Origin of the sequence: Mesorhizobium sp. M0701 (assembly GCF_040320365.1) — a bacterium.
GTDB lineage: Bacteria > Pseudomonadota > Alphaproteobacteria > Rhizobiales > Rhizobiaceae > Mesorhizobium.
Genome location: NZ_JAMYPO010000020.1, coordinates 57,719 through 79,527 on the forward strand (window position 1 = coordinate 57,719; position 21,809 = coordinate 79,527).

Below are 21,809 nucleotides of genomic sequence, written 5' to 3' on the forward strand. Positions count from 1 at the left end.
GAGACGAAATCGAGGTGTTTAATGAAAGTGGTTCCCGTCATCATCAGCGGTGGAGCCGGATCGCGGCTATGGCCCGCTTCGAGGCAATCGCACCCCAAACCTTTCCTTAAAGTAGCAGATGGACATTCTCTCATTCAGCACACTGTGCTGCGCGTCGGTTCGATAAAGGGCGTAGTGGAACTCGTCGCCGTGACATCTGGGGAACACCTCTTCCTTACCAAGGACGAGTTCGACGAACTAGATTCCGTGGTCCTGCCACGCACCTTTCTGCTCGAGCCTGAAGGCCGGGATACGGCCGCAGCCGTTGCGGCAGCCGCCATCCATGCCAAGGCAACGCAAGGCCCTGACGCGATTCTATGCGTCTTCCCAGCCGATCACATGGTTGGCAACCTGCCTGCATTTTTAGACGTCATGTGCCGGGCCATCGAACATGCGAAGCTCGGGCGGATCGCCACATTGGGCATCACCCCAACCAGACCGGACACGGCATTCGGCTATATCGAAGCGGATGGTGAGAAAGTCGTCCGTTTCGTTGAAAAACCGGATCTGGACACAGCCAAAGCCTATGTCGCGTCCAAGCGCTTCTTCTGGAACGCCGGCATTTTCTGCTTTAGCGCACAAACCATGCTCGACGAGATGGCATCGCATTGCCCCGCGGTGATCCAGGCCGCCTCCGACAGCTACGAGAACGGGCGCTTCAGTCAAGGCGAAGGCTTTGCCAAAATCGAACTCGCGCCTGAGCATTTCGGCTCCGCCCCGCGAATCTCGCTCGACCACGCTGTCATGGAGAAGACGAACAAACTTGCCGTGGTTGCCTGCGACATGGATTGGAACGACATCGGATCCTGGAACGCAATGGCCGATTTGATCGCCCCCGACGAAAGCGGGAACAGGATACGCGGCGATGTGCATATGGTCGACACGACCGGCAGCTATGTGAGCTCCGACAAGCGCGTCATCGGCACGGTCGGTGTCAGCGATCTGGTGATCGTCGATTCCCCGGACGCTTTGCTTGTCGCATCCCGCGACCGCGTTCAGGACGTCAAGAAGCTGTTCGAGGGCCTCAAGGCTTCAGGACATGAAGCTCACCTGGTCCATAGCACGGTACACCGGCCGTGGGGTACCTACACGGTTCTTGAGGAAGGCGAGCGCTTCAAGATCAAACGCATCGAGGTGAAGCCCGGTCGGCGGCTGAGCCTGCAGATGCACTATCATCGTTCGGAGCACTGGGTCGTGGTCAGCGGCTCCGCGAAAATCGTCAATGGCGAGCAGGAGTTGTTCCTGGCGACAAACCAATCAGCCTACATTCCCTGCGGCCATAAGCATCGGCTGGAGAACCCAGGCAGAATTGACCTGGTGATCATTGAAGTGCAGAGCGGCGATTATCTCGGCGAGGATGATATCGTTCGCTTCGACGACGTATATGGTCGAACGTAGATTTCACCCGCATGACGAGAACGGTCAACGTGTCGCTGACTAATTACCACTAGGAAGGCCGTCTGCCCACTCAGGACCGGATGCTTGGAATCGGGAATTGACCAAGGCAGCGGCGAATGACCGCAATCGGCATCAGGGTGGGACAAATCAACCGGAAAAGACCGGAGAGCATAGTAACGCAACACGGTCCCACTGTCGAATAGCCTTTGATATTTCTGACTTTCCAAGCACCTTCCGCGCCCACCAAAATGTTTAATGTCAATGGCTTATGGCCGACTTCGCTCTGAAGTGGGCCAAATCGGCCTCGCTATCCCCGCAGCACTCAGTTGATTATTTTCGCATGAAAACGAGCAAGGACAGGGGGAGGGCGATCTTGTGCTGGCTTGTATGTCCAATCTTGCTCCTGTTCGTCGTCAGGTTGTGTGCAGCCACATAGCGCGGCTATCGCGAGGCTGGAAGCCTCCGATCGATAGGTGCGGCGAACGGCGGCAACGAGGTGCGAATAGGATGGCTGAGCGTGTGATCGAGAATACCGCAGCTGCGGTCTAGCGCGAAATGCAGCGTCTGTGACTCATCGGTCATTGCAGCGCGATGGACCGGAAATCATGACCCTAAGCCGCCCTTCATCAGCCCACCAGCGCCCAGAAGAAGGCGAAGATCCGTCACAATGCCTACCTGTACCAAGGCTTCAAGCAGTTCACCGCGAATGTGAAGACCGCCAGCCATTGCTTCTTCATTTTCGGCCATTCGCTCGCTACGAATGACGACCACATCCTTAACCGCATAGCGCGTGGCAAGTTTCGCAAGATCTGTGTTGGCATCTTTGGTGAACCAGCATCCGCGGATAACCAGCGGATCATGAACCACGCGAACGAGCTAGCGGTGCAGCGCAACGAAAAATCGCCGCTTGATGTCGTCTTTTATGATGCTGCTACAGTTCATGTCTGGGGTTTAGGCTTAGAAGCGGAATGACTGCCAACCAGGTCATCGAGCCGGAAACCGACCGGCCGGTCGGCCCAAAAATGACATTCAGTTGCCTCCAGCCTTTCGACACGAGCCACTTCACGATCTCGCGATTGCCAGCTAGCGGCTTGTTGCTCGAGCTGCGCGATCCTAGTCTGTGGTCGCTATGCCTCAGCAAGAAGAGTCCGGTTCCTAGCCGGGCGGAGGCGCAACGAGATAGCCAGCTTAGGACAAGGAGAGCAAGCCATGGTCGCTTTTACCCTCAATGGCGAGGCGCGAACACTCGACGTCGATCCAGAGATGCCGCTGCTCTGGGCGATCCGTGACGGCATCGGACTCACAGGAACGAAATTCGGTTGCGGCCTTGCCCAGTGCGGCGCTTGCACGGTTCACGTTAACGGCATGCCGACGCGCTCGTGCCAGACCGCAGTCGGCGACATCGAAGGAGCCTCGATCACCACCATTGAGGGCGTGTCGGGCAAGATCGGCGAAACGGTTCAGGCCGTGTGGGCCGAGTTCGACGTACCTCAATGCGGCTATTGCCAGTCTGGCCAGATCATGTCGGCCGTGGCCCTCCTGACAGAGACGCCGAAGCCGACGGACGATGATATTGATTCGGCGATGAGCGGCAATCTCTGCCGCTGCGCCACCTATCATCGCATCCGCGCGGCCATCCACGAGACCGCCAACCGGCTGGAGACTTGAGGCATGTTGCAGTTTCTCCCGAAGCATAATGCCGTGGGGCCCACGCGCCGCCAGTTCCTCCTCGGCACGGCCGTCACCACCGCGGGCCTCGCCGTGGGCTACCGGCTAATGATGGCCGCGCCCGCCAACGCACAAACGACGCCTGCAGCGGTCCAGGCGAACCCCTTCCAGACCTATGTCGAGATCACACCGGAGAACCGAATCGTCATCTACTCGTCGCAGTTCGAGATGGGACAAGGCTCCTATTTCGGCATCGCCACCCTGGTTATGGAAGAGCTCGACGGCGCCTGGGCGCAGGTCCACGTGGTCGGCGGATATGGCAATACCGCGCTCTACGGCAATCTCGCCTGGGGCGGGGCCGCGCAGGGAACCGGTGGCTCCACGTCGATGAGCTCGTCGTGGGGGCGCTACCGCAAGGCGGGTGCTGCCGCACGGGCCATGCTGGTGGCGGCCGCGGCGCAGCGGTGGGACGTGCCAGCCGGCGAGATCACAGTGGCTTCCGGGGTCGTGTCGCACGCCTCAGGGATGCAGGCGCGCTTCGGTGACCTGGCTGAAGCCGCAGCGGGAATGCCGGTTCCCGACGACGTGCCGCTAAAGCCGCGCGACAAGTGGGCCCAGATCGGATCGGACAGCCTCAAGCGCTACGATTCCGCCGGCAAGACCAATGGCGCGCAGACCTACACGATCGACCTCAAGATGGATGGACTCAATACGGCCGTTATGATCCATCCGCCGAAGTTCGGCGCTGAGATCGAGAGCTTCGACGCCTCCAAGGCCAAGGCACTCGACGGCATTGTCGATGTCGTCCAGACGCCGCGCGGCATTGCCGTGGTCGGCAGGGACATGTGGACGGCGCTCAAGGGCCGCGATCTCGTGGAGGTGACCTGGAACGAAGAGAAGGCCGAAAGGCGCGGCACGGCCGAGATCATGGCCGAATACACTAAGGCAGCAGACGATCCGGGCGCGGCCACCGCGCGCGACGACGGTAACACTCCCGCAGCGTTGGCCAGTGCTGAGAAAGTCATCCAAGGGCACTACGAATTCCCCTATCTTGTCCATGCTTCGATCGAGCCACTCAACGCGGCCGCCCGAATCAACGAAGACGGCACCATCGAAGTCTGGGGCGGACACCAGATGCCCGACCTTTATCAGGCGGCTGCCGCTCAAGTAGGCGGCACCACGCCGGACAAGGTGAGGCTGCACGTGATGAAGACCGGCGGCAGCTTCGGCCGCCGAGCGGTCTCGGACGCAGATCTCATTATCGAAGCTGTTTCCACAGCGCGTGCACTGGGACCCGGCAAGCCAGTGAAGGTGCAGTGGACCCGCGAGAACGACATGCGGGGTGGGCGGTACCGGCCGGCCTATGTGCACGCAGTCAAGGCGGGGCTCGACAAGGAAGGCAATGTCGTCGCTCTCCATGACCACATCGTGGGCCAATCGATCGCGGGCGGTTCGCCCTTTGCGGCGATGATCGAGAACGGCATCGATCCGACCTCCGTGGAGGGCGCCACCAACCTGCCCTATGCGATCCCGAACCTGAAGGTCGAGCTGACCACCACGGACGTGAACATCCCAGTGCTGTGGTGGCGTTCGGTAGGCTCCACCCACACCGCTTACGCAATGGAAACCCTGATTGATGAGCTCGCCGCCGCTGCGAACCGTGATCCGGTCGACTTCCGCTTGTCGATGCTCGGTCAGCATTCACGGCATGCCGGCGTGCTGAAATTGGCTGCTGAGAAGGCAGGCTGGGACAAGCCTCTGCCGGAAGGCCATTTCCGCGGCGTGGCCCTGCATGAAAGCCTCTCGACCTATGTCGCCGAGGTGGTGGAGATCACCTTCAACGATGGAAATGATTTCAAAGTCGACCGCGTCGTCTGCGCGGTAGATTGCGGCACCGCGATAAATCCTGACCAGATCCGCGCTCAGATGGAGGGCGGTATCGGCTTCGGGCTAGGCGCGATTCTCCAGGAGGAGCTGACCCTGACGGGCGGTGTCGTAGACCAAGAGAACTACGACACCTATATGCCGCTCAGGATCGAGCAGATGCCGCGCGTCGAGGTGCACATTGTGCCGTCCGACGAGCCGCCCACGGGCGTTGGCGAGCCGGGTGTGCCGCCGATCGGCCCGGCCGTCGCCAACGCGCTACGGGCGGCGACGGGCAAGACGATCCGCAAGCTGCCGATCATAAAGAACTTGTCAGCATAGCCGGGAATGACACCATAAAACGGCCGCGATGAAGATCGCGGTCGTAGGTCGTTTTTTGAACGCCTCCTGACATGCGATCACCTCCATTCGATCAATTTCCGGCGGCTGCCCGGTCCAATATACGGTTTAGAGACGGTAACCCGTGTTCTGAACGACCGCAGACGGTCGTTGGTGCTGGTAGCACTAAAGATCCGCTTTCGAGACGCAAATGCCGCACGCAAATGTCTCGAAAGGGTCACGCTAGAGATTTTGTACCACCTAGTTGCATGTCTGCTATCGCTTCTTGGCGCGAGAAGCGGCCGGTCCTCTGACGGCCCCATAACAGGACATTGATGTCTTCGCGCTGAGCGTCAGCAGTTGGCGCTACCGCGACCTTTCTCAGGAAGGCTGCACACCGACGCGATCTTCCTTTCGCCTTGCGCAAACCTCCCTTCCGAGTGAGGCGTTCAGTGCGTCGGCTTGGTGGACTGAGGCACTTCTGAGTGGGACAACAACATTGAAAAACATTGGAAAAGATTTGAATGCTCTGAAGTCCCACTGATCTCTTACCAATTGATTTTTATGGCTTTCTGAATACCCTCCGGGCCCACCATATTATTACATATCAATATGTTACGCTTAATTCTTCGGGTTTGAATTGAGCGCTGTCGGGTAAATCCGTGACTTTTAGCGAAATGATTTTGGGCCCGTTCGTCGATTTTCTCCGTCTCGTTGATGGCACCCGTCACAGGTAGCTCAACACTCCCGGCTTCAAAAGACCCTTCAGCGATGCGTACGGCAATTGGCGGCAACGACGTGCAATTAGGCGGGTTCTGAACTCGGCCGTAGTCTCAAAATGCCCTTGTGCGGAGCAAAGCGTGGATCCATCCGCTTGCAGGTTCATGACCCTTCGCCAATCGCCGCTCCAGTCGCGAGCGGAATACCGGCACCAATTGCACCGGCCGCGGCGGTCCGTAGACCGCGGCTGCGGCCCGGTCATCCGCTGGCCGGGTAGTATCGCATCTCCTGGAAGCTCCGATCTCCATTTGCCCGATGGCGCTCCCGATTGTGAAATCGGATGCAAGTGAAAAAAACTACCGGGCAATCAAAGCAGACATTTCTGGACTGTTTGCCGACTGGGGCGGAGTTTGGCGCGACGCTTGAACTTCAGCCGGGACCGAAATGGCCTTACCGACCGATCCAGATCACCACGCCCGGGAAACGCTCCGGCTGATCGGCCCCGATCCGCAGAACTGGGTGCCGGACCGGGAAGGCATCGACCACAATGTCTTCATCGTTGGCGGTGGGCAGACGGGGGCGACCTTTGCCTTCGCGTTGAGGCGTGCCGGCATTGGCAAGGTCACTGTCGTCGACGCGGCACCGGATGAAAGCAAGGCTGGCATCTGGCTCGCTCATGCACGGATGAACCGGCTGCGAACGCCAAAGGGCTTGCCGGGACCGGAACTCGGTCTGCCAGGCCTGAGCTTTCAGTCATGGTATGAAGCCCGCCATGGTGTGGAAGCCTATGCCGGTTTCGACCGCATCGCGCGGACGGATTGGGCGAGTTACCTGAAATGGTATCGCGACTTTCTCGGCATCGGCATTCGTTACGGCACACGTCTCATTCGCATCGAGCCGGCTGGCGGGCATTTTCGCCTCCACCTCGAAGCCGACGGCAGGCCCTCGATCGAAACGGCGCGCAAGATCATTCTGGCCAATGGCTTTGGCGGCAGCGGCGGTCCAGTGATACCGACGGTACTTGCCGCCTTGCCGCAGGGCTTTGTCGCACACAGTTCTGCGGCAATCGATTTTGCCTCGCTCAACGGCAAGGCAATCGCTGTCGTCGGGTCGGCGGCTTCGGCATTCGATGCGGCCGGAGCTGCCCTTGAGGCCGGCGCGAAATCGGTGCGTCTGTTCGCCAGACGCACCAGCATTGCCAGTGTGCCGATCAACCGCGTGCGCGGCTATCCCGGCGCCTATGACAATTATCCGCTGCTGCCCGATGCGGTGCGCTGGCGCCAGGCGCTGCGCTTCCGCGAGGCCGGTTCGACGCCACCGCTCGATGCGGTGGAGCGGGCGGTGCGGCACCAGAATTTTCATCTCCATCTCGGTGCCCCCTGGACAAATGCGGATGTCGAAGACGGCAAGGTCGTCACCGATATCGCAGGCGAGACGTTTGCGTTCGACTTCGTCGTCGCCGGCACCGGCTATTTCGCCGACCCGACGCGCAAGCCTGAGTTCGCCGATTTCGCCGCCACCATCCGGCTATGGCGCGACCAGTACGCGCCGCCGGAAGCAGAGCTGGATGAATTTTTCGGCGCCCATCCTTATCTCGGCCTCGGCCATGAATTTCTCGAGAAGGCGCCGGGGGAGGCGCCATTCCTGAGGAATATCCATGTCTTCAATCCCGGCGGCTTTGTCAGTTTCGGCCTGCCGATCGGCGATGTGCCGTCGATCAGGCGCGATGTGCCGGCCGTTGTCGCGCGCATCAGCCGCGATCTCTTCCTCGCCGATCTCGACAGCCATGAGAGTCGCATAACTGGGAGCCATCCGGCCGAGTTCGGCGAAGACGCCTATGCCGCTTCCGTCTGGCGGCCGGCGCGGACCATCGCGGCGGAATAGACGCATTTCCATGGACAAACGCCGATGACCTTCAGCCCTGACCTTTCCGACCCGTTCGTCGCCACGGCGGTCGAACTGCGCGATATCTTCGATCGGGATGCCGTGGCGCGCGACAAGGCCGGCGGGCGGCCGGTCGAGCAAATCCGCCTGCTGAAGGAAAGCGGCCTGCCGTCGGCGCAGATTCCCAAGCGCTATGGCGGCAAGGGCGCACCCTGGCTGTCGGTGCTGCGCGTCGTGCGCGAATTCGCCCGCACCGACGGCTCGCTCGCCCATCTCTACGGATACCATCATCTGCCGCTCAATGGCGTGCTGTTCCGTGGCACGGAGGCGCAGAAGGACCGGCTGCTGACACGCTCGGCAAGGGAGAACTGGGTCTGGGGCAATTCCGGCAACGCCATGTCGAAGACGTCGACGGCCAGGCGCAACGGCACGGGCTGGATCCTTAGCGGCTTCAGGCCGTTCTCTTCCGGGTCGCACATCGCAGACTACATCCAGGTTGCCTGGGAGGACGGTCAGGACCGGCTGGCAGCCGCAATCCCGGCTGACCGTGAGGGCATCGTCATCGAGGATGACTGGGATGGTGTCGGCCAGCGGCAGACCGGCAGCGGCAAGGTGACGTTCAAGGACGTGCATGTCGGCGACGACGAACTGATCGGCTCGCCAGCGGTGCCGCTGACGCCGTTCCAGACGCTGACGTCACTGTTCCAGCAGGCGGTCCTGCTCAACCTGTTCGTCGGCAGCGCGCAAGGAGCGCTGAGCGAAGGCCGCGACTATACGGTCTCGCAATCGCGCCCCTGGGTCTATTCCGGCTATGAGAAACATACCGACGATCCGTTCGTGCAACGCAAATATGGCGACCTCTATATCCGCACGCTCGCCGCGGCCGAACTGGCCGATATAGCAGCACGCAGCCTCGATGCCGCCTATGGCCAGGGCGAGGCGTTGACCCTGGAGCGGCGCGGGCAGACGGCGATCGATCTCGCCACCGCCAATGTCTACGCCGGACAAATCGGCCTCGATGCGTCGAGCGAGGTTTTCGAGGTGATGGGCGCCCGTTCGGCCACCAAGGCCAACGGCTACGACAGGTTCTGGCGCAACGTGCGCACGCACACGCTGCACAACCCCGCCGAATACAAGAAGCGCACGATCGGCACCTGGTTGCTGACCGGGGAATTCCCGGCCGGCGGACTGTACCGCTGAGGAGGCGCGAAAAAAATGGCCAGGCGCAAGGACAAGCTAAAGCTCGGAGCGTTTCTTCTTTTCACCGGCCATCATGTGGCGGCCTGGCGCCATCCGGCGGCAGGCGAGGGGACCAGCCTCGGCGACTATGTCGAACTTGCCCGGCTGGCGGAAGCAGCCAAGTTCGACACCATCTTCTTTGCCGACGGCGTGGCGGCGCGGCTGAAGGATCTGGAGGCCGCCAGCCGCAAGGCGCATAGCGGCGTCTATCCGTTCGAGCCGATCACGCTGCTGTCGGCACTGTCGGCTGTGACCAGGAACATCGGCCTCATCGCCACGGCGTCGACCAGTTTTTCCGATCCCTACAATCTGGCCCGCCAGTTCGCGTCGCTCGACCATCTGAGCGGCGGGCGGGCCGGCTGGAATCTGGTCACTTCGTCCGATCCGGAGGCAGCGTTCAATTTCGGTCACGAGACGCATATCCAGCATGGCGAGCGCTACGACCGCGCCGAGGAATTCGCCGATGTCGTGCTCGGTCTGTGGGACAGCTGGGAAGATGACGCCTTCCCGCGCGACAGAGCAATCGGGCGCTATTTCGACAAGGACAAGCTTCACGTGCTGAACCACAAGGGCCAGCACTTCAAGGTGCGTGGTCCGCTGAACACGCCGCGAACGCCGCAAGGTCATCCGGTCGTGGTCCAGGCCGGGGCGTCGGATCCGGGCAAAGAGCTGGCGGCGCGCACGGCGGAAGCGATCTTCGCCGCTCAGATCACGCTCGACGAAGCAACCGCCTTCTACGCAGACGTCAAGGGCAGGCTCGGCAAATACGGCCGCTCGGAGGATGATCTGAAGGTCCTGCCTGGCATCTTCCCGGTCGTCGGCCGCACCGAAGCCGAGGCGCAGGAGAAGTTCGAACAGCTGCAGGACCTCATCCAGCCGGAAGTCGGCCTCGGTTTGGTCTCGGCGCTGGCCGGCGGCTTCGACCTCAGCTCTTACCCGCTCGATGGGCCCGTGCCTGAATTGCCGGAGACCAATGCCGGCAAGAGCCGGCAAGCGCTGGTGATCGATCTGGCGCGGCGCGAGAAACTGACGATCCGGCAGCTCTATCTGCGCATCGCAGGCGCCCGCGGCCACTGGCAGGTGGTCGGCACGCCGCAACGGATCGCCGACACCATGGAAGAGCGGTTCGAGAATTACGGCGCCGACGGCTTCAACATCATGGCGCCGATCATGCCTGGCGGCTTGAAGGATTTCATCGAGCTGGTCGTGCCGGAACTTCGCCGCCGTGGGCTATTCCGCGATGAGTACGAGGGCAGGACCTTGCGCGACAATCTCGGCCTGAAGCGGCCGGCAAACCGTTTTTCGCGGCATGCCGCGGCGGCTGCGGAATAGGCCGGCAATGGTGCGCGACACGCTCTTTCTCATTCAGCCGGGTTTCGCCGACCCAAAGCACCCCGGCCGAGCCTTCGTCTGTCCCTATTGCAACCAGGTCGAAGGGCTGCTCGCTGCCTTTCCCGATCTCGCCAGCAGACTAGACGTCGAACGCGTCCCGTTCGCAAGGCCGAGGGGCAAGGTGATCGACGCGCTCGGCGAACGGCACCAGTCGCTGCCGGTGCTGATCATCGGCAGCGATCCGCCCGCCGACTTGCCGACGGCCAAGGGCAAGGTCTTCGCCGATGACACCAGGCGCATTCTTGCACTGCTTGCCGAGCGCCACGGCTTCCCGCATCTGCATGAGTGAGACGATGACCTTCGATCCCGATACGTCCAATCCATGGATCGCCAAGGCGGTCGAGCTGCGCGACATCTTTGCCCGCGATGCGGTCGAGCGCGACCAGCTTGGCGGCAGGCCTACCGAACAGATCCGTCTGCTCAAGCAAAGCGGCCTGCTCACCATCGTGATCCCCAAGGAATTCGGCGGCGCCGGGGAACCCTATTCGACGGCGCTGAAGATCGGCCGCGAGTTCGCCAAGGTCGACGGCTCGATCGGCCATATCTACGGCTACCATTTCAGCGCGCTGATCGCCGCCAGGCTCAATTCGGACGAACCGCGCTCAGCCGATCTGCTACGGCGTTCGGCTGCCGGCGACTGGTTCTGGGGCAACACCGGCAACAGTTTTTCCAAAACGCTGTTCGGCCGCAAAGATGGCGAGTGGACGATCGTCAACGGCTTCAAACCCTTCGCCTCCGGCTCGCATGTCGCCGACTATCTTTCGACCTCGTGGGAAGACGAGGTCAGCGGCGAGAGGAAATTCGCGGCGATCCCCGCGAACCGCGAAGGCATCACCGTTCTCGATGACTGGGACGGCATCGGCCAGACGCAGACCGGCAGCGGCAAGGTCGCCTACAAGGACGTCAGGATCCACGACAGCGAGTTGGTGCGCGGTTGGGTCGACGCGTCACTGCCGATCCGCACCATCGGCCCGCTGCAGCAGCAAAGTGTACTGCTCAATGTCTTCATAGGCACGGCCCAGGGCGCGCTGCTGGCGGCACGAGACTACACGCTCAATAGTTCGCGGCCGTGGATGTATTCCGGCGTCGAGCGCCATATCGACGATCCATGGATCAAGCGGCAGTATGGCGAACTCTGGGTCAAGACGCGGGCAGCGACAGTGCTGGCCGATCGGGCTGCGGCGGCGATCGATCATGCGATCGCGCGCGGCAAGGCGCTGACCGAGCAAGAACGCGGCGAGGCGGCGGTTGCCGTCGCCGCGGCCAATGTGCTGGCAGGCGATGTCGCGCTCGAAGTCACGACCGAGATATTCGAGGTGATGGGTGCCCGCTCCGCAGTGCGCAAATACGGCTTCGACCGCTTCTGGCGCAACGCACGCATTCACACCTTGCACAACCCTGCCGAATACAAGACCCGCACTGTCGGCACCTGGTATCTGACCGGCGCTTATCCCGAGCCCGGCGTCTTTCGATGAGCGGCCGGCAGCTCCATCTCAACGTCAACATCCTGCATGCCGGCTTCTCGCCGGCGGCATGGCGGATGGACGGCGTCGACCCCTATGCCGCCTTCACCGTCGACCACTATGTGCAGGTGGCGAAGATCGCAGAGCGCGCAAAGCTCGACGCCGTATTCCTTGCCGACCAGGCGGCGATATCGGACCGCATTGACTATCGTCCGATCACGTCGCTGGAGCCGACCATCGTGCTGGCGACGGTAGCCGCCGCAACCGAGCGCATCGGCCTGATCGCCACGGTATCGACCAGCTTCAACGAACCCTACAACATCGCCCGTCGTTTCGCGACGCTCGACCACGTCAGCGGCGGGCGTATCGGCTGGAACATCGTGACCACGGCCGACCCGGCCTCGGCCCGCAATTTCGGCCTGACGGGTGCGATCGATCATGGCCGGCGTTACGAGCGGGCGGCGGAATTCGCCGAGATCGTCAAGGCATTGTGGGACAGCTGGGAGGACGATGCCTTTATCGGCGACGTCGCCAGCGGGCGCTTCGTCGATGCCGCCAAGGTTCATGCCATCGAGCACAAGGGCGCGCATTTTTCGGTGTATGGGCCGCACAATGTGCCGCGCTCTCCGCAAGGGCATCCGGTGGTCGTCCAGGCCGGCGGGTCCGATGACGGCAAGGACCTCGCCGCCCGCCACGCCGAAGCCGTGTTTTCCGCATCGCAGTCTTTCGAGGAAGCGCTCGGCTATGCGCGGGAACTTAAGGCGCGTACCGTCGCCTATGGCCGCACCGGCGGCGTGCCGCTCAACCTCGCCGGCCTAGCCACCATCATCGGCAGCACAGAGGCGGAAGCGGAGCGGCGGCAAGAAGAGCTGTGGGACCGCATTCCGCTCGACTACAGCCTTGGGCGGCTGTCCGGCGTGCTCGGCATTGACCGCGAGCGATTGAAGCTGGACGAGAAGTTGCCGGAAGGGATTCAACTGCCCCCCAACGGCGGCCACACCTTCTTCAAGGCCACGCTCGCGCTCGCCCGCAGCAATGATTTCACGGTTCGCCAGCTGATCCGGGCGCTGAACGGCAGCACTGGCCACCGCACCATCGTCGGCACGCCCGAGCAGATCGCCGACGATATCGAAAGATGGTTTGTCGCCGGCGCCGCCGACGGCTTCAACCTGATGCCGGACGTGCTGCCGACCGGACTGGAGGTCTTTGTCGATACGGTGGTGCCGATCCTGCGCCGGCGCGGCCTGTTCCGCACCGAATATGAGGGGCGCACGCTGCGCGACCATCTCGGGCTTGCCAGACCCGAAAGCCGCTTTGCACCGCAGCCGCACAAGGCGCCAGCGCTGCATGAGGCCACCCATTGAATGGTCATCAAAATACAACGGAGCGGAAGGTCCTGCCATTGACCTCATGCCCGGCCAAAATACAGGCCCGACAATGAGCGCTGATACCGAATTTCTTTGGTACATCCCGAACCAGGTCGATCCCGGTCACCGCGGCGAGCCGGCCGTCGAGGACCACAACAGCCTGGAGACGCTGACCAGCCACGCGAAGGCGCTTGAGGAACACGGCTGGAAGGGCGCGCTGATCGGTACCGGCTGGGGTCGGCCCGACACTTTTACTGTCGCGGCCTCGCTCGCCGCGCGGACCACCTCCTTCGAGCCGCTCATCGCGATCCGCCCGGGTTACTGGCGGCCGGCGCACTTCGCATCCGCCGTAGCCACGCTCGACCAGCTGACCGCCGGTCGCGTGCGTATCAACATAGTGTCAGGCAAGGACAACCTCGCTGCGTATGGCGACAGCGAAGGTGACCAGATACATCGCTATGCCCGTACCAGAGAGTTCATGCACCTGGTTCGCAGACTTTGGACTGAAGAGAACGTGACCTTTGCGGGCGAGCACTTCCAGGTCACTGGCTCTACCGTGATGCCCCGCATCCATGTCCGTGGCGATCGTCGCCATCCCAAGCTCTATTTCGGCGGCGCGTCGGAGGCGGCGGAGCGGGTGTCGGCCAGCGAGGCGGATGTCCAGCTCTTCTGGGGAGAGCCGCTCGACGGCGTCCGGGAGCGGATCGAGCGGCTCAAAGCCTTGAGCAGGGAACTCGACCGAGACCTCCCGCCTCTGGAGTTCGGGTTGCGGGTCACCACGCTGGTCCGCGACACCGCTGGGCAGGCCTGGGCGGACGCAGAAGCGAAGGTCGACGAGATGGCCAAGGGCCAGGGAGCCGGCTGGAACGATCACGGTCGGGCGGTAGCGGTGGGCCAGCAGCGTCTGCTCGATCTGCACGCGCGCGGCGAGGTGCTGGACGACAATCTCTATACTGCGCCGGGCAAATATGGCGGCGGCGGCGCTGGCACCACCTGGCTGGTCGGCTCGGCCGCCGACGTCGCCCGCTCGCTCGGCAGATACCGGGATCTGGGCATCAAGCATTTCGTGCTCTCGGACACGCCGTATCTTTACGAGATCAAGCGGCAGGGCGATCAGTTGCTTCCGCTATTGCGCAATGGGGCAGAAGCCGCGCTTCTTGAATGACCTGGGGTCGTCAGAACACCGAATAAGCCAGATTGCCAGTAGGGAAGACGATGTCACAGCCGGCCGCATTCAGCATCCGCCCTTCCGACGCCGACCTGCGTGGTGAAGCGGCGCTGCGGCGGCGTTACCGGGCGCCGCAACATACGCATACCGGAAACTGGAACGAAGCCCTCGAGGCGATCCTTTCGCATCGCTCGGTCCGCAATTATCTCGCCAAGCCTCTGCCCGAAGGGACGCTGGAACTGATCGTCGCCGCCGCCCAGTCGGCGCCGACTTCTTCCAATCTCCAGGCGTGGAGCGTCATCGCAGTCGAGGATCCGGCGCGCAAGGCGCGGCTTGCCGGACTGGCGGCGATCAATCGCCATATCGAGCAGGCGCCGCTGCTGCTGGTCTGGCTGGCCGACCTCTCGCGGCTGCGTGCCATTGCCGAGGCAAAAGGCCGGGTGGGCGAGGGGCTAGACTATCAGGAGAGTTTTCTGCTGGCCGTGATCGACGCCGCACTTGCCGCACAGAACGCCGTGGTGGCGACCGATGCGCTCGGGCTCGGCTCCTGCTACATCGGCGCGATGCGCAATCATCCGCAGGAGGTGGCGCGCGAACTCGGCCTCCCGCCGGAAACCGTTGCGGTGTTCGGCCTGACCGTCGGCTATCCCGATCTCCTGGCTGCGACTGACATCAAACCCAGACTGCCGCAGGCTGTGGTGCTGCACCGCGAGCGCTATCGATCAGAGCCCGATCCGGACGATCTTGCAGCCTACAACCAGAGGCTTCGTTTATTCCAGCAGGAGCAGGCGATGCCTGTGGTGGACTGGACAGAGTTGGTTTCGAACCGCATCGGCAGCAAAGCAGCGCTGAAAGGCCGTGATCGCCTGGGCGAAGTGCTGAAGGCCCTGGGCTTCAAGCTCAAATAGGCGCGCGCCTGCTCGCGAGACCGCGGCGAGGCTATTCGGCCGCGATAATGGCGATGCGCGCCGGAAGCGCCGCCGGCGGTGGGAAGTCGAGAGCGCCGAGCTGGCGCGCCTCGGCCTTCAGCCAGCCATGAAAGCGCTCGACCGTCTCCAGCTTCGCCTTGTGCGGCGTCGTCGCAAAATAATAGGAAAACTCGACCGGCTGCGGTGAGCCGAATGGACTGACCAGACGCCCTGCGGCGAGGTCAGGCTCGGCCAGCCGGAATTTGCCGAGACCGATGCCCTTGCCGGCAGCAGCTGCGTCGAGCACCAGTGACGATTGGCTAAGCCGTATACCGCCCTCGACAAAGCGGCCGGACAGGCCGTTGGATCTCAGCCAGCCCTTCCAGTCAGGGCAGCTTGGATCGCGTTCCGGACCGTCCTCATGCAGGATCGGTGCGTCACGCAGCCCCTCCGGCCCGCGATAGAGACCGTGCATGCGAGCAAATTCCGGGCTGCAGACGGGCAGCACCGCTTCCGAAAAAAGCCGTTCCGTCAGCAGGCCGCTATAGGCGCCCGACCCGTAGCGGATGACGCAGTCGACGTCTTCGCTGGCAAAGTCGGCAAGCCTGGTCGATGCGTCGACCAGCACTTCTAGGCCGGGTGCCGCGTCGCGCAGTGCGTCGAGGCGCGGGATCAGCCATTTGCTGGCGAAGGAAGGCGCGACCGACACCTTGATCGGCGCATCCTCCTCGTCGCCGGAAATGCGCGCGACCGACTCGACAACGACGTCGAAAGCCTCGGTGAGGCCGGGCATCAGCGCCTGGCCGGCCGAGGTCAAAAGAAGCTCGCCGCGGTTGCGGTGGAACAATGGCTGTCCGAGATGATCCTCGAGCAGGCGGATCTGCTGGCCGATGGCGGCGGGGGTGACATGGAGCTCTTCGGCCGCCCGCGTAAAGCTCAGGTGGCGGGCCGTTGCGACAAAAGCGCGAAGCGACGTCAGCGGCGGAAGCCTCGCCAGCGTCGGCCGCAGCTTCCTTGATTTTGCGCGAATGAGATCGACCATGAGGCGCATTCAACACGTTCATGCCGGGCGCGACGAGGGCGGGCTTTGCGCCAAAGCGCCCGGCGGAAAATTTCGTTTGCCGCGGCGTCGCGCCAGCGGGAACGGAAACCTAAAAAATCGTAATGTCTACTATTCTTGTAGAATAAGATCGGAGCGCTGATTTGTCGGCGACCGGCTTCGCTGGATCCTGGGCCGGTTCCTGGAATGAAACGATCGCGCAAAGCGGCGCTTTCCGCAGATGATAGAAAATCATTCTTCCGGTTTTGCGGCGTGGCAGGGATCATCACGCTGGGGCGCCGGAATGCGTTCGGCCGCCGGATGTCATCGAAGCCGTTTTCCGGAGCTCAAGACCATGTCTGTCAATCGTCGTCATTTCAACCAGCTGCTGTTGCTTGGCGGTGCGAGCTTCGCATTGCCCGGGGTTTCCTTCGCCGCCGAAGGCACGCCGGTTCAGGGCGGTACGCTCAACTGGGCCTACTATCCCGATCCCACGTCATTGATTGCCATCAACACCTCCTCGGGGACTGGTCAGGCGATCGGTCCAAAAGTGAACGAGGGCCTGCTCGATTTCGATTACAACCTCAACCCGAAACCGCTGCTGGCGACGGAGTGGTCGATCAGCGATGACGGCCTGCGCTACACTTTCAAGCTGCGCGAGGGCGTCAAATGGCATGACGGCAAGGACTTCACGTCGGAAGACGTTGCCTTCACCATCTTCCGGCTGAAGGAGGCGCATCCGCGCGGCCGCATCACCTACCAAAACGTGACCGCGGTCGAGACGCCCGATCCGCACACCGCCATCATCGTGCTTTCAAAGCCGGCGCCCTATCTGATCACGGCACTGAGCAGCTCGGAATCACCGATTGTGCCGAAGCACGTCTACGAAACGTTCAAGCCGGCGGAACAGCCGAAGCTCGAACAGACGATCGGCACCGGTCCCTTTATTCTCAAGGAATGGGTGCCCGGCAGCCATCTGATCTTCGACCGCAATCCGGACTATTGGGACGCGCCTCGGCCCTACCTCGACCGCATCGTCCTGCACGTCATCCTCGACCCGGCCGCGCGTTCGGCGGCTCTTGAAACCGGCGAGATCGATATCGGCGCCAATCCCGTGCCGCTGGCCGACATCGAACGGCTGAAGGCAAACCCCGCTCTGGTCGTCGACACCAACACCTACGCCTATTCCGGCCCACAGCAGCAATTGTTCTTCAACTACGAGAACGAAATCCTGACCAAGCGCGATGTGCGCCTTGCCATCGCCCACGCAATCGACCTGCAGAAGCTGGTCGACATCGCGCTCTACGGTTATGCGCAGGTATCGCCGCGCCCGATCAGCACGGCGCTGCCCAAATGGTATGACCCCAGCATCAAGGCGCGCGAGCCCGACCCCAAACTGGCGGAGAAGCTGCTCGACGACGCCGGCTATCCGCGTGGCGCCGATGGGACGCGCTTCAAGCTCCGGCTTGCCTACAACGCGTTCCTGCCGGCGTCCTATGCCGATTTCATCAAGCAGTCGTTGGCGACGGTCGGCATCGATGCCGAGATCCTGAAGCTTGACCTGTCGACGTTCCTGAAGACCGTCTACACCGACCGCGCCTGGGACCTGGTCGTCGAGTCGCTGTCGAACACCTTCGATCCGACGCTCGGCGTCCAGCGCGCCTACTGGTCGAAGAACTTCAAGATCGGCCTCGTCTTCTCCAACGCTAGCCACTATGCAAACGCCGAGGTCGACCAGATCCTCGAAGCCGCGGCAATCGAGCCCGACGAGACCAAGCGGCGCGAGCTCTGGTACAAATTCCAGCACATCATCCATGACGACGTGGTGTCGGTCGATCTGGTCGCCGCCGGCGCCCAGATCGTCGCCAACAAGAAGGTCCGGGATTTTGCGCCCGGCGCTCAGGGGATCAACAACAGCTTCGCGCAGATATGGCTCGCGCCAAACGCCTAAGCGTTCTGCAAGCCCTCTGGTTGGGACCGGCGCGTGAAAACGACGATCCCGACTTTTCTCCATGAAAGATAAATCGCGCAAACGCGGAGTACCGACCATGACCATCAACCGACGCCTGTTCAATCAGTTCCTGCTGCTGGCCGGCGCGAGTACCGCGCTCCCCGCTGGAGTATTCGCCGAAGACGCAAAGCCCGTGGCCGGCGGCACGCTCAATTTCGTCTACTATCCCGAGCCGAACCAGATCGTTTCCATCAACACCAGCGCCGGCGGACCGGCCACCATCGGTCCGAAGATTTTCGACGGCCTGCTCGCCTACGACTACGATCTCAATCCGCGACCGCAACTGGCCACCGAATGGTCGATCAGCGACGACGGGCTCGAATACGTCTTCAAGCTGCGCCAGGGGGTGAAGTTCAGGGATGGCCATGATTTGACCTCCGAGGACGTGGCCTTTTCGATCTCCCGGCTGCGCGAAGCGCATCCGCGCGGGCGCATCACCTTCCAGAACGTCACCGATATTGACACGTCGGACCCGCATATCGTGAAGATCAAGTTGTCGAAGCCGTCCGCCGCGCTGATTTCGGGGCTGGCCGCGACGGAATCGCCTATCGTGCCCAAACATATTTACGAGAAGCTGAAGCCGGCCGACGATCCGTCCTTCGAGCAGATCATCGGCAGCGGGCCGTTTGTGCTGAAGGAATGGGTAAAGGGCAGCCACATCCTCGTCGAAAAGAATCCGACCTATTGGGATGCGCCTAAACCCTATCTCGACCGGATCATTTTCCGCTTCATCACCGATCCGGGCGCGCGCGCCGCGGCGCTCGAAACGGGCGAGGTCGACATCGGACCGAACCCGGTGGCCTTCGCCGATCTGGAGCGTTTCAAGGCGCTGCCGCAATTCGTCGTCGACAGCACGGTCTTCGCCTATAGCGGCCCGCTGCACCAACTGATCATCAACCTCGAAAACCCGATCCTGAAGCAGAAGAAGGTCCGTCAGGCAATCGCGCACGCGATCGACCTCGACGCGATCAATGCAATCGTGTTTTACGGTTATGGCCAAGTCTCGCCGACGCCGATCAGCGTCGTCAACAAGAAGTATTTCGATCCCGATGTGAAGGCCGCGACGTTCGATACGGCGCTCTCGGAAAAACTGCTCGACGAGGCCGGTTTCAAGCGTGGGGCTGACGGCGTACGCTTCAAGCTCAGGCTCACCAACAATCCCTACAACCCGTGGGGCTATGCCGACTTCCTCAAGCAGGCATTAGCCAAGATCGGCATCGATGCCGAGATCGAAAAATTCGACTTCGGCACCTATGTCAAGACCATCTACACCGACCGCACATGGGACCTGTCGACGGAATCCTGCGGCAACATCTTCGATCCGAGCGCCGGCGCGCAGCGGCTCTACTGGTCGAAGAACATCAAGAAAGGGCTGCCGTTCTCCAACGGCGCGCACTATGAGAACCCGGAGGTTGACCGGTTGTTGGAAGCCGCATCGGTCGAGCTCGACGAGGCCAAGCGCAAGCAGCTCTTCTTCAAGTTCCAGGAGATCATCGCCGACGAGTTGCCGATCATCAATCTGATCGCGCCACCGACCATCATTATCGCCCGCAAAACCGTCAAGAACTACGCGCCTGGCGCCGAAGGCCTGTCAGCGAATTTCGCCGACGCCTATCTCGACCCGAACGCCTAAATCTGCCGGGCAATCATGAGAGAAGGGCCGCGTCGAGCTGCGGCCCTTTTCGTTTCTTCCATTTCGCAAAGCCGGCAACTTCAGGCCAAAGCACGCAGCCTTGGGCTGGCGCCGACCAGAAGGCCGGCAAGGGCTATGGCCTGCGCCAGTTGTTCGCCGATTGAGCTCGATTCCCAGGCGACGCCGCGCAGCGGATGGCCGATGGCGAACAGATTGCCATGGGTCTTGCCGTTACCGGCAATCACTTGGCCGCCATGCGTCGCGTCGATGCCGAAGCCGGTCGCATGCGGCCTGACGATGCCGTTCTCAAGCAGGCTGCGGACGAATGGATCGGCGATCCGCCGCCAGTCATGCTCCTGATGGCCGCGGCAGTTGACGACACCGTCGAAGCGCAGCCGTTCGACCGCGCCGGTGTCGCGCCAGCGGATTTCAGCGACGATGCCATTTGCCTGCGGATGGAGTGCCAGCACCCGTCCCGCCCCACCCGTCCAACGGCCTTGGCTTCGCGCCAGTGCCACGCGCTCAAAGCTCGGTGGCGCCGCCCGGTGCGCGGTGACATCCCAGAAGGCGCGCAGATGGCGTGCGAACTTCAAGCGCTCCCTGTCGGTGGCGCCTCGCCACAAGGCCAGGATCCACGGCCGGATCGTCAGTGGCAGCCCTTGCCAGTCCAGGCCGGTGGTTTCGATTGCCCGGCGTTCGGCCTTGACCAGTGCGAGAAGCGCCCTGGTGGTTTTCGGCAGCGGCCGCCCCGCGAGGAAATCGCGCCACGCTTCCGCGTTGCGCCTCGGCTCGACGATCTGTCCGCGCCGCGACACGACGCGATAGCTACCTTTGAAGCCGCGCGCTTCCATGCTGGCGACGACGTCGACCATGCTGAGGCTGGAGCCGATCAGCAGCAGTTCCTTGCTGCCGGCGAGCCGATCGAGCGCCGCCGAATCCCAGGGATTGGCGACATAACGGGGATCGCTGACGATGGCTGCTTCCGTGGTGGACGGCTCGCTCTGGAACACCCCGGTTGCGAGCACGGCCTCATCGGCCAGCAGTTGCTGGCCATCGCTGGTGCCGACGCAGACACCGGACGGACCCGTCTGCATGTCGATAGCCGATGCGTTGATATGGCGCAGCCAGGAACGCCCGTCCGCGTCTTTGATCGCTCTCGTCAGTTCCGACTGGACATAGCTGCCGAACAGCCAGCGCGGCGGGCTTGAGTCCGGGACATCCTCGGGCGGTGTCCAGCCGTGCTCCGGCCCATTCGCCATAAGCCAGCGAACGAGGTGATCGGGATCGTCCGGATGCAGCGAGAAGATGCGCGCCGCGCCGTTGACGAGGTGTTGTGGATCGACGGTGCTATAGGCAACGCCGCGACCGAGCTCGGCCCGGCGCTCGATGATGGTGATTGCCAGCGGCTCAGTTGAACGGTCGAGCAGCTTGATCGCGGTAACCGCGCCGGCAAAGCCGCCGCCAACGATGATGATTGAACGAGGGATCGAGCGTAGCGGGGAGGAAGGGGTATGAAGCATCAAGAACCTTTGCGACGCCGGTGGTCGTGGCTCTAGCCCATCGCCCCGGCAACGATCATCGTGCTTTCCCGTAACCCGATGTCAAAAAACAATAATTGCCAGCTGGCGAAAGGCATTCTTTCACTCAGCGGGTTTGGCAAGCGATAGATAGGAACGCC

Annotated in this window: 16 protein-coding genes; 14 read left to right on the forward strand and 2 right to left on the reverse strand. The window is 62.4% G+C overall.

Annotated elements, in window-relative coordinates; all coding sequences use genetic code 11:
- Positions 1–21 precede the first annotated feature (21 nt).
- The 12 genes from NKI24_RS19545 to NKI24_RS19600 all read left to right on the forward strand — a co-directional run bounded on the left by NKI24_RS19545 (position 22) and on the right by NKI24_RS19600 (position 15,448).
- Positions 22–1,437, forward strand: coding sequence for a mannose-1-phosphate guanylyltransferase/mannose-6-phosphate isomerase (locus NKI24_RS19545; RefSeq protein WP_352479100.1), 1,416 nt, complete (start codon positions 22–24; stop codon positions 1,435–1,437).
- Positions 1,438–2,112: 675 nt separating this feature from the next.
- Positions 2,113–2,409 carry a DUF4917 family protein gene (locus tag NKI24_RS19550; protein WP_352747575.1) on the forward strand — a complete coding sequence of 99 codons (297 nt, stop codon included), beginning with the start codon at positions 2,113–2,115 and terminating at the stop codon, positions 2,407–2,409.
- A gap of 237 nt (positions 2,410–2,646) precedes the next feature.
- Positions 2,647–3,105 carry a (2Fe-2S)-binding protein gene (locus tag NKI24_RS19555; RefSeq protein ID WP_352467057.1) on the forward strand — a complete coding sequence of 153 codons (459 nt, stop codon included), beginning with the start codon at positions 2,647–2,649 and terminating at the stop codon, positions 3,103–3,105.
- A 3-nt stretch (positions 3,106–3,108) separates the two neighbouring features.
- A complete protein-coding gene (locus NKI24_RS19560; RefSeq protein ID WP_352747515.1) occupies positions 3,109–5,310 on the forward strand; it encodes a xanthine dehydrogenase family protein molybdopterin-binding subunit in 2,202 nt (733 codons plus the stop codon).
- A 1,161-nt stretch (positions 5,311–6,471) separates the two neighbouring features.
- Positions 6,472–7,911, forward strand: coding sequence for an NAD(P)-binding domain-containing protein (locus tag NKI24_RS19565; protein WP_352747517.1), 1,440 nt, complete (start codon positions 6,472–6,474; stop codon positions 7,909–7,911).
- A gap of 24 nt (positions 7,912–7,935) precedes the next feature.
- Positions 7,936–9,111, forward strand: coding sequence for an acyl-CoA dehydrogenase family protein (locus NKI24_RS19570; protein WP_352449724.1), 1,176 nt, complete (start codon positions 7,936–7,938; stop codon positions 9,109–9,111).
- 15 nt (positions 9,112–9,126) lie between these two features.
- Entirely contained in the window at positions 9,127–10,482 is a 1,356-nt protein-coding gene (locus tag NKI24_RS19575; protein ID WP_352747521.1) for an LLM class flavin-dependent oxidoreductase, read from the forward strand.
- 7 nt (positions 10,483–10,489) lie between these two features.
- A complete protein-coding gene (locus NKI24_RS19580) occupies positions 10,490–10,831 on the forward strand; it encodes a DUF3088 domain-containing protein (RefSeq protein WP_352684476.1) in 342 nt (113 codons plus the stop codon).
- Between the two features lie 4 nt (positions 10,832–10,835).
- Positions 10,836–12,017 (forward strand): acyl-CoA dehydrogenase family protein, encoded by a 1,182-nt coding sequence (locus NKI24_RS19585; RefSeq protein WP_352747522.1) that lies wholly within the window; start codon positions 10,836–10,838, stop codon positions 12,015–12,017.
- Entirely contained in the window at positions 12,014–13,369 is a 1,356-nt protein-coding gene (locus tag NKI24_RS19590; RefSeq protein WP_352747524.1) for an LLM class flavin-dependent oxidoreductase, read from the forward strand. The genes NKI24_RS19585 and NKI24_RS19590 overlap by 4 nt, the downstream gene beginning before the upstream one ends.
- A gap of 73 nt (positions 13,370–13,442) precedes the next feature.
- Entirely contained in the window at positions 13,443–14,537 is a 1,095-nt protein-coding gene (locus NKI24_RS19595; protein WP_352747527.1) for an LLM class flavin-dependent oxidoreductase, read from the forward strand.
- 50 nt (positions 14,538–14,587) lie between these two features.
- On the forward strand, positions 14,588–15,448 hold the full coding sequence (locus NKI24_RS19600; protein WP_352449719.1) for an NADPH-dependent oxidoreductase: 861 nt from the start codon (positions 14,588–14,590) through the stop codon (positions 15,446–15,448).
- Between the two features lie 31 nt (positions 15,449–15,479).
- Here NKI24_RS19600 and gcvA read toward each other — a convergent pair whose 3' ends face one another.
- Positions 15,480–16,490 (reverse strand): transcriptional regulator GcvA, encoded by a 1,011-nt coding sequence (gene gcvA, locus NKI24_RS19605; protein WP_352747529.1) that lies wholly within the window; start codon positions 16,488–16,490, stop codon positions 15,480–15,482.
- Positions 16,491–16,842: 352 nt separating this feature from the next.
- Here gcvA and NKI24_RS19610 point away from each other — a divergent pair, with 352 nt between their 5' ends.
- Positions 16,843–18,438 carry an ABC transporter substrate-binding protein gene (locus NKI24_RS19610; RefSeq protein ID WP_352747531.1) on the forward strand — a complete coding sequence of 532 codons (1,596 nt, stop codon included), beginning with the start codon at positions 16,843–16,845 and terminating at the stop codon, positions 18,436–18,438.
- Between the two features lie 97 nt (positions 18,439–18,535).
- Positions 18,536–20,131, forward strand: coding sequence for an ABC transporter substrate-binding protein (locus tag NKI24_RS19615; RefSeq protein ID WP_352747534.1), 1,596 nt, complete (start codon positions 18,536–18,538; stop codon positions 20,129–20,131).
- 80 nt (positions 20,132–20,211) lie between these two features.
- Here NKI24_RS19615 and NKI24_RS19620 read toward each other — a convergent pair whose 3' ends face one another.
- The gene (locus NKI24_RS19620; protein WP_352747577.1) at positions 20,212–21,651 is read right to left on the reverse strand and encodes an FAD/NAD(P)-binding protein; all 1,440 of its coding nucleotides are present in this window, start codon (positions 21,649–21,651) and stop codon (positions 20,212–20,214) included.
- Positions 21,652–21,809 lie beyond the last annotated feature (158 nt).

Coding starts and splice junctions, on each gene's coding strand:
- NKI24_RS19575 (WP_352747521.1), top strand. CDS start 9,127: ATGGCCAGGCGCAAGGACAAGCTAAAGCTCGGAGCGTTTCTTCTTTTC.
- NKI24_RS19580 (WP_352684476.1), top strand. CDS start 10,490: ATGGTGCGCGACACGCTCTTTCTCATTCAGCCGGGTTTCGCCGACCCA.
- NKI24_RS19545 (WP_352479100.1), top strand. CDS start 22: ATGAAAGTGGTTCCCGTCATCATCAGCGGTGGAGCCGGATCGCGGCTA.
- NKI24_RS19620 (WP_352747577.1), bottom strand. CDS start 21,651: ATGCTTCATACCCCTTCCTCCCCGCTACGCTCGATCCCTCGTTCAATC.
- gcvA (WP_352747529.1), bottom strand. CDS start 16,490: ATGGTCGATCTCATTCGCGCAAAATCAAGGAAGCTGCGGCCGACGCTG.
- NKI24_RS19615 (WP_352747534.1), top strand. CDS start 18,536: ATGACCATCAACCGACGCCTGTTCAATCAGTTCCTGCTGCTGGCCGGC.
- NKI24_RS19610 (WP_352747531.1), top strand. CDS start 16,843: ATGTCTGTCAATCGTCGTCATTTCAACCAGCTGCTGTTGCTTGGCGGT.
- NKI24_RS19595 (WP_352747527.1), top strand. CDS start 13,443: ATGAGCGCTGATACCGAATTTCTTTGGTACATCCCGAACCAGGTCGAT.
- NKI24_RS19560 (WP_352747515.1), top strand. CDS start 3,109: ATGTTGCAGTTTCTCCCGAAGCATAATGCCGTGGGGCCCACGCGCCGC.
- NKI24_RS19570 (WP_352449724.1), top strand. CDS start 7,936: ATGACCTTCAGCCCTGACCTTTCCGACCCGTTCGTCGCCACGGCGGTC.
- NKI24_RS19600 (WP_352449719.1), top strand. CDS start 14,588: ATGTCACAGCCGGCCGCATTCAGCATCCGCCCTTCCGACGCCGACCTG.
- NKI24_RS19585 (WP_352747522.1), top strand. CDS start 10,836: ATGACCTTCGATCCCGATACGTCCAATCCATGGATCGCCAAGGCGGTC.
- NKI24_RS19590 (WP_352747524.1), top strand. CDS start 12,014: ATGAGCGGCCGGCAGCTCCATCTCAACGTCAACATCCTGCATGCCGGC.
- NKI24_RS19565 (WP_352747517.1), top strand. CDS start 6,472: ATGGCCTTACCGACCGATCCAGATCACCACGCCCGGGAAACGCTCCGG.
- NKI24_RS19555 (WP_352467057.1), top strand. CDS start 2,647: ATGGTCGCTTTTACCCTCAATGGCGAGGCGCGAACACTCGACGTCGAT.